This is a genomic window from Aeromonas sp. Prich7-2, assembly GCF_017939255.1.
Lineage (GTDB): Bacteria > Pseudomonadota > Gammaproteobacteria > Enterobacterales > Aeromonadaceae > Aeromonas > Aeromonas caviae.
In genome coordinates, this window is sequence record NZ_JAGKRI010000124.1 from 1 (window position 1) to 14,226 (window position 14,226).

Below are 14,226 nucleotides of genomic sequence, written 5' to 3' on the forward strand. Positions count from 1 at the left end.
AAACTACCCGATGCACACGAGTGTGCTGGAAGGGGTGAACAACAAGATCAAAGTGATAAAGCGTATGGCATATGGATTTAGGGACTCAGAATACTTTTTTCTGAAAATCAAGGCGGCCTTCCCCGGAAAGCCGCGATGAACCATAAGAAAGGCCTCCCTTGCGGCAATGCTGTTCACTTAAGAGAATTTGAGTTCCAGTCTACGTAGTATCAGGACAAAAAATCGAGGGAGGCATGATGCCTCCCTCTTTCTATTGCAAGCCCCGCTGGATAAAGGCTGGAGGAAGATCGACTGGACACAGCCTTGCCCCCTCAACTCAAATCCAATTTATGAATAATCAGTCAAAAAAGTGCTTATCTGAACAGCATTGCTCCCTTGCGGAGGCCTTTTTGTTGGCTCATTGCTGCAAAGAGGGATCAACCCTCGGTTTTCAGGAAGTTGCGATAGAGCATGTAGAGGTGGGCCGAGCTCCAGCTGAAGTTGCTGGCACCCTGCATGGCGCCGGTCTCCGGGTTGTAGTTCTCGCGGATGGGGCCGCTGCCCGCCAGCCCCTCAGCGTTGGCAAACAGCTTGTTGACGAGCTGTTGGGCATCGCTGCGATAGCCGTAGTTCTCCAGCCCCTTCACCCCGAAGTAGAACTGATCCAGCCAGACCCGGCCGCGCCAGTAGATGTCGGGGTCGTAGGCCGGGTTGGTCAGTGCCGCCGTGCCGAGCGGCACCTTGGTGTTGAACTCCTGGGCATTGAGCATCACCTCGCGCACCCGCGCCGCCTTCTCCTTGTCCGCCACCTCGGCCCAGAGCGGGCTCCACCCTTCCGGGCCACGGCCGCGGGCGGTCAACAGCTTGCCGACGCAGCCGTTGGCGTCGGGCAGCTCCCCCTGGGCTATCTGGCGGTCGTAATAGAAGCCGGAGGCCTCATCGAACAGGCAGCTGTTGATGTAATCGGCCAGCTGGGTCGCCCCTTCGCGGTAGCGGCTCGCCTCGTCCGGCTTGCCGAGCAGCTCGGCCATGTCGGCCAGGATGCGCTTCTCTTTGGCGAGGAAGGCGTTGAGCTCCACCGACTCCTGATCGATGGAGAAGCCGATGAGGTTGCCGTCGTCCTGATGGTTTTCGAAGAAGAAGACGTTCCAGTCCTGGCGCGCCTTGGCCATGTCGCCGCCATAGGTCTTGTCGGCATAGCGCTTGAGCTGCTCCGGTTCGATAAAGCCGAAGCGGGCGGCGTTGTCCATGCCGGACTCCCAGCCTGCGCCGTGCTGGGCGCCGATATCCATGTCGGCGTAGCCGCCAACGCTCAATACCTGCTGATAGAGCGCCATGCCGGCGCAGCCATACCAGCCATCTCCTTCATTGGTACAGCTCGACAGATCCAGCCCGGCCGGAGCCCCCGTCGGGTACTGCACCTTGAAGGTGATGTTGCCAAACTCGTCGTTGTGCTCGACGTGGCGGGTGGCGCCATATTCGATGATGCCGTTGCGGTTGTTGTCCCGCGCCCGATACCACCAGTCGTGATAGGCCTGGATCTTCGGGTACATCTCGGCGATGAAGGCCTTGTCCTGGGTGGCGCTGTAGATCTCCCAGATGGCCCAGGCGGAGAGGGGCGGCTTGGTGTCGCGCTCGTTCCAGTTGCCGCCGTCACCACCGCGATCGGCGAGCTTGTTGTAGAAGACGGCGTCGATCACCATGCCGGCATCCTGCGGCCGAACCGGGTCATCGGCCTGGATCTGGTAGTCATACATGGCGCGCACGTTGTTCTTGGCTACCTCGGGGTTGAAGTGGGCCATTGCGTAAGCGTGCTTCCAGCTGTCCCAGGCCCAGACCCCGTCGAACCAGCGGGCGGTGTTGGAGGGGGTCACCCCGTCGTGCAGGATGGCGCCGGCCGGTGAGCGCCAGTTGCCGTTGAGGGTCTCCATCGCCTTGACCGCGATGCGCCGCTCCGATTCCGGGATCCCCTGATTGGAGAGGCCGCGCGCCAGGTAATCCTCCCAGCGGCGGATGGAGTCGTCGAAATGGCTGGCGGGGTCGGCCAGCAGCGCCTGGCGGCTCTGCTCGAAGCGGCTCGCGTCAGCACTGCTGTGGACATAGCTCTGCAGGGTGTAGATATCCTGCTGGCCCTTGGCGGCCAGGGTGAGGCTGGCCTCGCTCACGTAGCCGAGCCCCTGCTCGTCGAGGGTGGTGCTACTCGGCAGGGTGCGATCGATGCGGTAGCTGGCGCTGCCGCTTTGCATGATGTTCCAGGTGCTGCGCAGTTTGCCGAACTGGAATGCCACGCCGCGCTCGGTCTGGCTGATGGTGCGGGTCCAGGCGGGGTACTGCTCGGCGACCGTCTTGTTGGCATCCCACTGGTTGAGCAGCTCCCCCTGCCAGTTGAGCTTGAGGGTGAGGGGGGCGTCAGTGTGGTTGATGAGGCGGGTGCGAACCAGCGCAGTGCGGGCATCGCCGTAGCGCAGTTCCAGCTCCAGGGTGAAGGGGTCGAATTCGAAGCGCTGCACCAGCGCCCCCGGGATGGCGTACAGCGCCTGCTTGCTGGCGCTGGTGAGGGGGAAGGCGCGGCCGCTCTCGTCGCTCAGGGTCAGCTTGTCCAATTCCCTTGCGAAGAACAGGCTGTACTCCTCGGCGATCACCATGGGGCCGGTGAAGCCGCCCCACTCGCTGTCGCTGGCGGGCAGCAGGAAGCCGTGCCAGGCGCCGAGATCGAGCAGCGGGTTGTATTTGAGGTTGGCGTAGCTGTCAAAGTCACGGAACTGGAGCGGGGTGCCGCTGCGGTCGATCACGTTCTGATACTGGTTCGCCAGGGTGGCGCTGGGGGCGGCCGGGCTGCTGGAGTCATTGCCGTTGCAGGCAGTGAGGCCGAACAGGGCGACGCTCAGGGTGATGGAAAGTAAATTTTTACGAAACATCTCTCGCTCCAATGACAGTTTTGTAGGTTAAGGAAGGTGTTTTTTAGTGGTTATTTTAGTGAAAGCGTTTGCGAGAGCCATTATAGGGCGATTTTGGCGGGATTATTGGCGCTGTGTCACAGTGCAGGAGGGGCGAGTGTGAGCCGGGTCACCCGGTTACACGAGGTTACATAGCCTTGTGTTTTAGTAATTATTTACTTTTGTGGTGGCAGTCAGCGAGAGAGAGGAGGGGCAGGTACGCAGGTATTGGTGGGGGGTCAGGCCGAACTCCTCCTTGAAGCGTGCGGCAAAGCGGCCGGGGGAGTCGTAGCCACAGGCGAGGGCGGTCTGAAGCGGCGTGAGCCCCTGTTGCAGCAGGGTGAGGGCGTGCCCCAGGCGTACCTGGGTCAGTACCTGGCGAAAGCTGCGCCCCTCGGCGGCCAGTTTGCGGACCAGGGAGGCGCGGCTCATGGCGAAGTGGGTCGCTACCGTCTCCAGCCGGTGATCGAGACCAGGCTCCACACTGAGGTAACGGGCCAGCCGCTCCCCCAGGGTCATGGTGGTGGCAGGAAAGAGCAGGCCAAGGCCCCCCGCTTCCCTGAGCTCGCCATAAAACCCTTGCAGCAGCTGGGTCTGGGCCGTCTCGCAGAGCTGCCGCTGCGCCATGGTGGTGACGAGATCGAAGCAAAAGGCGAGGGCCGACGTCACCCTGATGGCCGGTGGCTTGAGGAGATCGAGGGTGCTCTCTGCCAGCCACTCGGCCGGTGGCGGGGCCAGCAGGGTGAGCGCCTGGGAGCGAAACGTGCCCTGCTCCGGCTGGTTGACGAAGGTGAGCCGGTGACCCGCCGGGATCAGCAGCCAGCTCTCCTTGTCAAAGGAGAGGCGCTGCTCCCGCCACCACAGCTGCTTGCGGCCCTGCTGCACCCAGATGAGGGTCGGTGCGTAGATGAGCACCCGGCGCAGGGGCTGCTGGCGGATCCCGAAGTAGTGATTCAGTTGCAGCAGGGGCGTGCTCATCGGGCGGGCTCCTAGGGGGTGGTGAAGGTGGCGGTCAGGGTGGCCTTGCCAAGGGCCAGGCTGTTGAGCATGTAGCCTACCATGGCGGGCGGGGTGTTGGCCTTCACCTCGAGCGCCTTGGGCAGGGCCCAGACGGTGAACTGGTAGCGGTGCATGCCGTGACCGGCGGGTGGGCAGGGGCCGCCATAACCCTGGGTACCGTAGTCGGTGCCAAGCTCCAGCCCCTGTTTGAGCTTGCCGGAGGCATTGCTCGGCAGCTCGCTCTGGCTGGCCGGCAGGTTCACCACCAGCCAGTGCCACCAGCCGCTGCCGGTGGGGGCGTCCGGGTCATAGGCGGTGATGGCGACGCTCTGGGTGCCGGCGGGCAGGCTCTGCCAGCTCAACTGTGGGGAGCGGTTCTCGCCGCTGCAACCAAAGCCGTTGAAGCTGAAGACCTTGTCCATGGGTTCACCCTCGCGGATGTCGGTACTCTTGAGGGTCATGGCGCCGGCGGGCAGAGCCGCGAGGCAGAACAGGGGCAGCAGCGGGATAATGGGGGATCTCATGATGGGCACTCCTTTGTGTGAATATGGCATTCACTCTAAGGGGGCTGGCTCAAAACAGAGTGCCCGTATGGCTCAAATTATGCCATGGAGGCGGCTTTTGTGAGCTGTTCGGGGCCTTTGAGGGGCATAAAAAAAACCGGCATCCTGGGATGCCGGTTTTTGGGAGAGGCGAGGGGCCTTAGCGCAGGATCATCTCGTCACGGCCCGGGCCGACGGAGACCATGGGCACTGGCACGCCCAGCAGGGCTTCGATGCGCAGCACATAGTCCTGGGCAGCCTTGGGCAGCTCGGCGAAGGTGCGGCAGCCGCTGATGTCTTCGCTCCAGCTCTCCATCTTCTCGTAGACGGGGGTGAGGGCGGCGGTCTGCGGCCAGATCGGGTTCTCGGTGTGGGCACCTTCGTAGGCCACGCAGATCTTCAGATCCGGCAGACCGGTCAGGCAGTCCAGCTTGGTCAGGGCCACTTCGGTGGCAGCCTGCAGCTCGACGCCGTTCTTGGTGGCGACGGCATCGAAGTAACCCACGTCACGGGGACGGCCGGTGGTGGCGCCGAACTCGTTGGTGATCTTGCGGAACTCGTCCTGGTTCTCCATGGCGGTCAGCAGGGTGCCGGTACCGACGGAGGAGCTGAATGCCTTGGCCACGGCGATGACGCGCTCCGGGCGCAGGCCCGGCAGACCGCCACCGATGCCGGCGTAGGCGCCGGAAACGTGGGAGGAGGTGACCCAGGGGTATTCGCCGTAGATGAGATCACGGCCGGCACCCAGCTGGGCTTCGAACAGCAGGGTCTTGCCTTCGGCTTGCAGCGCCTTGAGGGGCATGCTGACGTTGCAGACGGCGTCCAGCCAGGGAGCGGACACTTCCAGCAGCCAGTCGGCCATCTCCTGGGCGGTCTGGGTGAATTCGAAGTCCGGATAGAGAGCCTTCATCTGCGGCAGTTTCCAGTCCAGCATGAACTGGATGCGCTCGACCAGCACGTCCGGTTGTTTCAGCCAGCCCACCAGGATCGCCTTTTTCATGACCCGATCACCGTAAGCCGGGGCGATGCCCTGACGGGTGGAGCCGTAGGCGCCGTCACCCAGGCGTTGCTCTTCCAGGGTGTCTTCCAGCGCGTGCAGCGGCAGGCAGAGGGTGGCACGGTCAGAGATGGCGAGCTTGGGAATGACGCCGGAGGCCTTGACCTCTTCCAGCTCGACGGTGAGCTTCTCGGGGCTGATCACCATGCCGGGGCCCAGCACGACCAGGCAATCCGGGTTGAAGACGCCGCTCGGCACCTGGTGCAGCTTGAAGGTGCCCAGATCGTTGACCACGGTGTGGCCGGCGTTGTTGCCGCCCTGGAAACGAATACTGGCGCCAGCCTGGCCTGCCAGATAATCGACGATGCGGCCTTTGCCTTCATCACCCCAGTTAGCACCTACGACTACGATAGACGACATGACTCTTTCTCCTAAGACGTTAGGCGTCCATCCTAGGAGCCCCGTGAGGATTAGAAAAATTAATTATCTTTATAATTCCGATAAGGAAGCCATATAATTCCGGTGCCATTATCGACACCGCGCTCCCTTTCGTGGTGACCGTGCCCTGGCGGCGCTGGCCCTGCCATCGACCCGGGAGAAGAGGAACCCCATGCTGGACATTCACTGGCTGCACACCTTCGTCACCCTGGCCCGGTTGCAGCACTTCGGCCAGACGGCCACCGAACTGCACATGACGCAACCCAATGTGAGCCTGCACCTCAAGAACCTGGAGCAGGCGACCCGGGTCAAGCTGGTGGAGCGCAGCCCGTTTCGCCTGACCCAGGCGGGGGAGCGGCTGCTGCAAAGCGCCGAGCGCGCCATCAACGAGTTGCAGCTCTGCCAGTCCGATCTCAATGCCCTGAGCCAGTTGAGCCAGGGGACGCTCGCCATCGCCGCCAGCGACATCATCTCGCGCCTGCTGCTCATCCAGCCGTTTCAGCGCTTCAAGCAGGCCTTCCCCGGCATCGACCTCACCCTGTTCAACACCACCTCGGATCAGGCGGCGGATCTGGTGCGGGCGGGCAAGGCGGATCTGGGCTTCGTGATGGCACAAAAGCGTAGCGAGCCGCTCTTCTACACCGAGTTGCAGCAGGTGACCTGGTGTGCCCTGGGGCACGGCCTGGCCCGCTGGCAGGCGCGGGCCAGCTCGGGAGAGAGTGATCCTCTGGACGAGCCCACCCTGATCCTGCTGGGGCACGACACCCGGACCCGGGCATTGATCGATCCCTCCCTGCCCCTGCTCGGCCTGCCGAGCTGCCGCATCATGGAAGTGGGGAGCGTGGATGCCCAGCTCGACTGGGCCGAGGCGGGCTTTGGCGTCGCCATCGTGCCGGATTTCTCCCTTCACCCCAGGCTCAAGCTGACCGCCCCGGTGACCCGGCTCACCGATTTTCCCGGTACCAGCCTGGGGTACGTGGTGCGCCAGAACCAGGTGCTGTCGCGGGCCATCAAGCAACTGCTGCACTGGGTGGAGGAGGAGATCCAGACTCCGGCGCTGCTGCTGGCGCCGTGACAGGCCAGGCGCCCGTTCCCGATAACCAAGAGGCCACCCCTGGGGTGGCCTCTTGGTTGGTGTTCATTGCCCGGCGGGGGCTGTGGTCCCCACCGCGTGGCTGGGCGGGCTGGCCGGCATGGCCTCCGGTGATGGCGCCTCCAGCGGCGTTGCCGACGAGGCGGGCGCCTCAGGCGGGGTCAGGGGATGGCCTGGTTCCAGGGTTGCGCTGCCCGGTGTGGGCGGCTCGGTCAGTGCCGGGGCCTGGTTGGTGGAGGCCGCCCCCGAACTGGTTGAGAGGGTCGCGGCGGCCGGCTGCTCCGGCAAGGTGTCGGACCCCTCCAGTGGCGCGGTGCCTTCCAGGGGGCCTGTCCCATCGGTCGGTGTGGCCGCGCTGCTCGCCGGGGACAAGGTCGGCAAGGCACCCGATGTCGCCCCTGCCCCGGATGCTGTGAGGGTGTCCGCCGGGAGGGTGGGCACGGCATCCAGCATGCCGGGATGGAGCAGGGCGATGCTACCCGCCTGCATGCCTTCCCAGGTGAGGGTGGTCAGTGCCGGATGCAGCCGGGTGAACTGCTTGAGCCGCTCGTTCAGCACGTCCCGCAGGGTGCGCACCTCGCTCTCGGGCAGACTGGCCAGCGCCACCAGTTCGGCGGTGACGGCGAAGGTATTGACGCCGCTTGTCTGCCCCGGATAGAGGTTGGCGCCAATGCGGCTGCGATCATAGTAGGGGTGCTGCTTGAGCAGCTTGTCCACCTGTTCCCCCTCGATGGGAATGAGGCGGGCCTGACAGCGGCCGGTGAGATCGCCGATGGCCTGATTGGGGTGACCGGCGACCACGAAGGCGGCATCCAGGGTGCCGTCACAGAGCCCCTCCAGCCGGTTGCCCGCGGAGATCACGGGCGGGCGGCTGAAGTCGGCGATCCGCCACCCCATGGCATCGAGCAGGGCCCGGCTGGTGACCCTGTCCCCGGAGTTGGGGGCGCCGACATCGACCCGCTTGCCCTTGATGTCGGCCAGGGTGGTGATGTTGCTGGTGGCGCTGGCAATCAGGGTCAGGGACTCCTTGTGGAGCCGCAAGAGGCTGCGCAGCTGATCGCCCGGGGCCTGGCCCGCGAAGGGGCCGCTGCCGTGCACCGCATGGTAGAGCACATCCGACTGCATCAGGGCGAGCTGTACCTCTCCCTTGGCGAGCGCCGCCAGATTGGCGATGGAGCCCGAGGTACTCTGCACCGTGCAGTGCAGGCCGTGGCGGGCACTCTCCTCGTTGAGCAGGCGGCAGATGGCCCCCCCTGTGGGGTAGTAGACGCCGTTGAGGGCTCCCGTACCGATGGTGACATAGGCGGGGGAGGCGAAGAGGGAGGGCGCCAGCACGGCCGCAAGCCAGGGCAGGGCGGTACGTGGCAGACGCAACAGGGCAGAGAAGGCGAATGGGCGCATAGTGGACCGAAACCGTGGCTGAACATAAGGAGGAGGCGGGCTCATCCGGTGATGAGCCTCATCTTATCCGTATCAGACGGGAAGCTGAACGGATTTTACCGCTTTTGCGCGCACCGGGCGGCCTGGGGCCGCCGCCCGGGACGGTTCGCTAGCGGGTCTGGAGAATGGCTTTCTCCATGCGGGCCAGGGCCTCGGTGAGACGGGCCCGGGTGCAACCAAAGTTGAGCCGCACGAACTGGCCGTTGCCGAACTGGGCACCGGGGGAGAGACCCACGCCCGCCTGTTCGAAGAAGGCGACGGGATCGTCCAGCCCCAGGGCGCTCATGTCGATCCAGGCGAGGTAGGTGGCCTGGTTGCGGGCCAGCTTGACGCCGGGCCAGCGGGCCACGGCCTGCTCGATCAGGGCCAGATTGCCGGTCAGGTAGTCGAGCTGTTCATTCAGCCACTGCTCGCCCCCCTCATAGGCCGCCTCGGCCGCCACGAACCCCAGCAGATTGACGTCGGCGCTGATGCCGCGCATCGCCTGTTGCAGCTTGAGCCGCAGGCGGGCATTGGGGATCACGGCGAAGGAGCAGCACAGCCCTGCGATGTTGAAGGTCTTGCTCGGCGCCATCATGACGGCGGAGCGCTCGGCCGCCTCCGGGCTCAGGGCACCATAGGGGATGTGGCGGGCATCCTTGTCCAGCAGCAGGTCGCAGTGGATTTCGTCGGAGCAGATCACCAGGTTGTGGCGCTCGGCGATGGCGTCGATGGCCAGCAGCTCTTCCCGGGTGAAGACGGTGCCGCCCGGGTTGTGGGGGTTGCACAGCAGCAGCAGATCCGCCGAGGGGGCCTGACGCTCAAGCTCTTCGAGATCCAGCACCCAGCGACCTTCTTCCTCCACCACGGGGACGGTGAGCAGGGGGCGGTCATTGAAGCCCGGCGCCTGCAGGAAGGGGTAGTAGACCGGCTTGGGGGTGATGATGCCGCGCCCGTGCTGGCTCCAGGCCTTGCAGGCGAGGTTGAGGCCCGGCACCACCCCGGGCAGGAAGACGAGCCATTCGGGCTGGATGGTCCAGCCATAGCGGCTGGCCAGACGCGATACGATCAGTTCGATGAGCCGGGGAGAGGAGCGCGAATAGCCGAAGATGCCGTGGGCGACCCGTTTGGTGAGGGCCTCCAGTACGGCGGGGGGAGAGACGAAGTCGGTGTCTGCGACCCACATGGGCAGGACATCCTGACCCTTGTATTTGTCCCATTTCAGGCTCATGGTACCGCTGCGATCTATTTCCCGGTCAAAATCAAACATGTTAAATCCTTGTACTGGCGCTGGATGGGCTTCCAATGTACGGACTTGGACGCCCCCCCGCAACCCTTGAGGTGGCTGTTGATAATGACATAAAATAGCCGCCGCCATACGCCAAGCCCGCCCGCATCTGGCTCCTTTTTTTCTTCCATATCAATGGTATCTCTATGAGTTTGCTGTCTGCTGCCCGCAAGAGGCCGGATCCCGTCTCTCTTTCGTTTCTCGCCGTGACCTTTATGACCGGGGTGGCGGTGGCGCTGCAGGTGCCGACCTTGAGCCTGTTTCTGGCCGAGGAGGTGCAGGTGCGTCCCTTCCTGGTGGGGCTCTTCTACACGGTGAACGCGGTGATCGGCATCCTCATCAGCCAGTGGCTCGGCCACCGCTCCGACAACAAGGGGGATCGCAAGCAGCTGATCCTGCGCTGCTGCTTCGCCGGCATCGTGCTCTCCCTGCTGTTTGCCTGGAACCGGCAGTACTGGTTGCTGGTGAGCCTGGGGGTGCTGCTGGCGAGCCTGACCGCCACCGCCAGCCCGCAGCTGTTCGCCCTGGCGCGGGAATACGCCGACAGCCGCAACAAACAGGCCGACATGTTCAGCTCAGTGCTGCGGGCCCAGTTCTCCCTGGCCTGGGTGATCGGGCCGCCCATCGCCTTCGCGCTCGCCATCGGCTACGGCTTTGAGGTGATGTATCTGGCCTCGGCGCTGGCCTATGTCATCTGCGCCTTCGTGGTGTGGCGCTGGCTTCCCTCCCTGCCGCTGCCGGTGATGGACAGCGAGGTGGAGCGGGTGAGCAGCTGGCGGGATCCGTCGGTGCGGGCGCTCTTCATCGCCTCCACCCTGATGTGGACCTGCAACAGCATGTACCTCATCAACATGCCCCTCTACATCACCCGCGAGCTGGGGCTGGAGGAGAAGCTGGCCGGTTTGCTGATGGGCACGGCGGCGGCCCTGGAGATCCCCTTCATGCTGCTGGCGGGCTACTACACCCGGCGCTTTGGCAAGCGGCCCATGATGCTGCTGGCGGTGCTGGCCGGGGTCGGTTTCTATGGCGGTCTCGTGACCCTGTCGAGCCAGCATGCCCTCATTGCGCTGCAACTGCTCAATGCCATCTTCATCGGCATCGTGGCCGGCATCGGCATGTCCTATTTCCATGACTTGATGCCGGGGCGCGCCGGGGTGGCGACCACGCTCTTTTCCAACAGCATCCGCACCGGCTCCATCATGGCGGGGGCCATCGCGGGGACGGTGGCGGAGCTCTGGAGCTTCCACGGGGTCTTCATGGTGGCGGCGGCCCTGGCGCTGATGGCGCTGGCCGCCTGCTGGCGGGTCCCCAACGTATAGGGGATGCAAAGGGGAGGCCGATGCCCGGATGTGCCGGCACCAGTGCCCCGGTCGTGCGGGGAAGAAGCGGCCTTACCTGGGGTTGTCTCCCTGGTATTCGATGCGCAGGCAGCGCAGCAGCAGCTCGGCCGCCGGCCCCAGCGCCTCCACCGAGGGGGTGAGCAGGTAGGTGTAGAGATAGCGCTCGCTGCCGCCGGTGAGATCGAGCTGCACCAGCGAGCCCTCGGCGAGCTCCTCCTGCACCAGGTGGCGGGGCACCCAGGCGTAACCCATGCCAAGGCGCACCATGTTGAGCACCTCATGATAGTGGGTCGCCTTCCAGCCGGTGTCGTCCGCATCGTTCCAGTCCACCGAGCGGTGGATGGGGGGATGCAGGCTTATCTGGTTGTGGCTGGCCAGCACCTCGGCGGTGATGGGCTCTCCCTGCTCCGCAAGGGGGTGGCCCGCTGCGCACAGAGGAAGCAGACAGACTTCGTCCAGCGGCAGGCCGGTGCGATCCTGGGGCAGGTGCTCGGAGAGCATCAGATCTCCCGCCTGCAGCGCATTGAAGTGGCAGTGGATCCGCTCGTGCAGGTTGATGCGGCAACCGCGGCTGCGGGGGTAGAAGTGGGCCAGCGCCCGGTAGAGGCGCTCCCGCGGCTGCACCACGGACACATAGAGGTTGATCTGCGGCTCCCACTGCCGCTCCAGGTTGTTGGCCAGGTTCTCCAGCTCTTCCACCTGCTGGCTGAGCTGGCGCGCCCGCTTGAGGAAGATCTCCCCCGCCGGCGTCAGCACCGCCTTGCGTCCCCGCACCTCCAGCAGGGCCACCCCCAGACTCTGTTGCAGCTTGGCAACCGCATGATTGAGGGAGGATTGGCTCTTGTTCAGCGCCTCGGCAGCCTGGGCATAACCGCCGCAGTCCACCACCGCCTGAAAGATCCGCCATTGCTCAAACGTGCTCTTGGGACGAAACATAGTGCAACCTGTCTGGGGCCGATGGGATTCAACAGGGCGCGCCTTGGCACCCCCTCTTCACTGTAATCCCATCCGGTTGATTTGTTGATTTATTTGGGCTGGGCCACGAAGGTCTTGCCGCTCTGGCCCTGACTGTCACGCCCCATCAGGTAGAGATAGAGGGGCATCAGATCGGCCGGGGTCTTGAGGGTTTGCGGATCTTCCGCCGGGAAGGCGCTGGCCCGCATCCTGGTGCGGGTGCCGCCCGGGTTCAGGGTGTTGACCCGCACCCTGGTGTTCTCCAGCTCGTCCGCCAGCACCTCCATCATGCCTTCGACGGCGAACTTGGAAATGGCATAGGTGCCCCAGTAGGCGCGCCCTTTGCGGCCCACGCTGGAGGAGGTGTAGACGATGGAGGCCTCGCCGTGCTCCTTGGCGGTCTGGCGAATGAGGGGCAGCAGCGCCTGGGTCAGCAGGAATTCGGATTTGACGTTGACCTGCATCACCTCGTCCCACTCCTGTTCCTGAATGTGTTCGAACGGCGACAGGGTGCCGAGCAGCCCGGCGTTGAACAGCACGCCATCGAGGCGGCCGAACTGCTGGGCGAAGGTCTCCGCCATACCGCGGTAGTGGGCGGCAGTAGCCCCTTTCAAGTCCACTGGTACGATGGCGGGCAGGGGGTGACCGGCCGCTTCAATCTGGTCGTAGACCGCCTCCAGCTTGGCACTGGTACGCCCGAGCAGGATCACGGTGGCACCGTGGGCCGCATAGGTGAGGGCCGCTTCGCGGCCGATGCCGTCACCGGCACCCGTCACCAGAATGACCTTGTCCTTGAGCAGATCACGGGGGGCCTGATAGTCGAGCATGTGGACTCCTGTTAACAATGCCTGGCGGCTTGGCGCAACGAATCGAGTGGGCAAGTGTACTGACCCGGCCCGGCAGTTGACCAGTATGAGACGGCAAAAATGTGAATAAAACAGGGCGATAGCGTCGATCCCTCCGTCCTTGGCACGGGAGATGGCAGAGTTTTTGCGCGAGGGGGGCAAACTCCTTACTATGTGAAAAAAACGGACATTGAGCGGAGCATCAAGTGGCATTTTTGACCGAATACGGCCTGTTTCTGGCCAAGACCCTCACCTTCTTGCTGGCCATCGGCGCCGTCATTCTGATGGTGGCGAGCAGCCGCCAGCCCAAATCCCGCAAGGGGGAACTGGTGGTGACCGATCTCTCCGGCGAGCTGGAGCAGGGGCGCCATCAACTGCAGGCAGCCCTGGCGGGCAAGGCCGAGCGCAAGCAGATGGAGAAGACCCGCAAGGCCGAGCACAAGGCCAAAGCCAAGGGAGAGGATGAGCGCAGCCGGCTGTTCGTCATCGACTTCAACGGCAGCATGGATGCCAAGGAAGTGGCCTCCCTGCGGGAAGAGGTGAGTGCCGTGATAGGCGTGGCACGGCCCGGGGACGAAGTGCTGCTGCGTCTCGAATCCGGCGGCGGCGTGGTGCATGGTTACGGCCTGGCCGCCTCCCAGTTGCAGCGGCTGCGGGACAAGGACATCACGCTGACCGTGGCCATCGACAAGGTGGCGGCGAGCGGTGGCTACATGATGGCCTGCGTCGCGGACAAGATCCTGGCGGCGCCGTTCGCCATCGTCGGCTCCATCGGTGTCATTGCCCAGATGCCGAACTTCAACAAGCTGCTCAAGAAGCACGACATCGAATTCGAGATGCACACCGCAGGCCAGTACAAGCGCACCATCACCATGTTCGGCGAGAACGACGATCAGGGGCGGGAGAAGTTTCGCGAGGAGCTGGGGGCCATCCACGAACAGTTCAAGGCCTTCGTGGCCGAGCACAGACCCGGTCTCAACATCGACAAGGTGACCACCGGCGAGCATTGGCTGGCGAGCCAGGCCAAGCAGGCGGCACTGGGGCTGGAGGCCGGCCTTGGCCGGCTGTGGCAGCAGAGCCCCTGGCGCTGAGAACCTGTTTCGAGCTTACTGCGAGGTCGTGATCAAGGCTCATGTGCTGCTCGGAATCCTCATGTGTATCTACACACTCCGGTTCCTGCGCTGCTCTTCACCTTGCTGACGATCTCTCGCTACAGCTCGTGAACAGGTTTTATAGCTCAGTGCAAAGGACTAAGGAAGGTGCGAATAAGCGGGGAAATTCTTCTCGGCTGACTCAGTCATTTCATTTTTTCAGTTTGAGCCGATCTTTTCTCCCGTAAATGCCTTGAATCAGCCTATTTAGACCGTTTCTTCGCCATTTAAGGCGTTATTCCCAG

General features: G+C 64.0%; 12 protein-coding genes. 4 read left to right on the forward strand and 8 right to left on the reverse strand.

What is annotated here, in order from left to right; all coding sequences use genetic code 11:
* The coding region (locus tag J9892_RS17510) for a transposase (RefSeq protein WP_210537942.1) at nucleotides 1-139 on the forward strand (139 nt) is incomplete at its 5' end.
* A gap of 277 nt (nucleotides 140-416) precedes the next feature.
* Here the strand turns inward: J9892_RS17510 and ygjK are convergent.
* The 4 genes from ygjK to J9892_RS17530 form a co-directional block, all read right to left on the reverse strand.
* The gene (gene ygjK, locus J9892_RS17515; RefSeq protein WP_210538626.1) at nucleotides 417-2,897 is read right to left on the reverse strand and encodes an alpha-glucosidase; all 2,481 of its coding nucleotides are present in this window, start codon (nucleotides 2,895-2,897) and stop codon (nucleotides 417-419) included.
* Between the two features lie 183 nt (nucleotides 2,898-3,080).
* Entirely contained in the window at nucleotides 3,081-3,893 is an 813-nt protein-coding gene (locus tag J9892_RS17520) for an AraC family transcriptional regulator (protein WP_048207195.1), read from the reverse strand.
* 11 nt (nucleotides 3,894-3,904) lie between these two features.
* On the reverse strand, nucleotides 3,905-4,438 hold the full coding sequence (locus J9892_RS17525; RefSeq protein WP_041212601.1) for a YbhB/YbcL family Raf kinase inhibitor-like protein: 534 nt from the start codon (nucleotides 4,436-4,438) through the stop codon (nucleotides 3,905-3,907).
* 178 nt (nucleotides 4,439-4,616) lie between these two features.
* Nucleotides 4,617-5,873: an adenylosuccinate synthetase gene (locus J9892_RS17530; RefSeq protein ID WP_010673886.1), complete on the reverse strand. Its 1,257-nt coding sequence runs from the start codon at nucleotides 5,871-5,873 to the stop codon at nucleotides 4,617-4,619.
* A gap of 190 nt (nucleotides 5,874-6,063) precedes the next feature.
* On the opposite strand from J9892_RS17530, the gene J9892_RS17535 reads away from it, so the two are divergent.
* Entirely contained in the window at nucleotides 6,064-6,966 is a 903-nt protein-coding gene (locus tag J9892_RS17535) for a LysR family transcriptional regulator (RefSeq protein ID WP_210538627.1), read from the forward strand.
* Between the two features lie 63 nt (nucleotides 6,967-7,029).
* Here the strand turns inward: J9892_RS17535 and J9892_RS17540 are convergent, their stop codons facing one another.
* Together J9892_RS17540 and J9892_RS17545 are read right to left on the reverse strand one after the other, a co-directional pair.
* A complete protein-coding gene (locus J9892_RS17540) occupies nucleotides 7,030-8,385 on the reverse strand; it encodes a TAXI family TRAP transporter solute-binding subunit (RefSeq protein WP_210538628.1) in 1,356 nt (451 codons plus the stop codon).
* A 148-nt stretch (nucleotides 8,386-8,533) separates the two neighbouring features.
* Nucleotides 8,534-9,673: a PatB family C-S lyase gene (locus tag J9892_RS17545; protein ID WP_210538629.1), complete on the reverse strand. Its 1,140-nt coding sequence runs from the start codon at nucleotides 9,671-9,673 to the stop codon at nucleotides 8,534-8,536.
* Nucleotides 9,674-9,837: 164 nt separating this feature from the next.
* On the opposite strand from J9892_RS17545, the gene J9892_RS17550 reads away from it, so the two are divergent.
* Nucleotides 9,838-11,010, forward strand: coding sequence for an MFS transporter (locus J9892_RS17550; protein WP_210538630.1), 1,173 nt, complete (start codon nucleotides 9,838-9,840; stop codon nucleotides 11,008-11,010).
* Nucleotides 11,011-11,082: 72 nt separating this feature from the next.
* Here J9892_RS17550 and J9892_RS17555 read toward each other — a convergent pair whose 3' ends face one another.
* Both J9892_RS17555 and J9892_RS17560 read right to left on the reverse strand, forming a co-directional pair.
* Entirely contained in the window at nucleotides 11,083-11,967 is an 885-nt protein-coding gene (locus J9892_RS17555) for a LysR family transcriptional regulator (protein ID WP_049637266.1), read from the reverse strand.
* 89 nt (nucleotides 11,968-12,056) lie between these two features.
* Entirely contained in the window at nucleotides 12,057-12,812 is a 756-nt protein-coding gene (locus J9892_RS17560; protein WP_039040520.1) for a YciK family oxidoreductase, read from the reverse strand.
* 224 nt (nucleotides 12,813-13,036) lie between these two features.
* Here J9892_RS17560 and sohB point away from each other — a divergent pair, with 224 nt between their 5' ends.
* Nucleotides 13,037-13,921 carry a protease SohB gene (gene sohB, locus J9892_RS17565; RefSeq protein WP_210538631.1) on the forward strand — a complete coding sequence of 295 codons (885 nt, stop codon included), beginning with the start codon at nucleotides 13,037-13,039 and terminating at the stop codon, nucleotides 13,919-13,921.
* The last annotated feature ends 305 nt before the right edge of the window (nucleotides 13,922-14,226 follow it).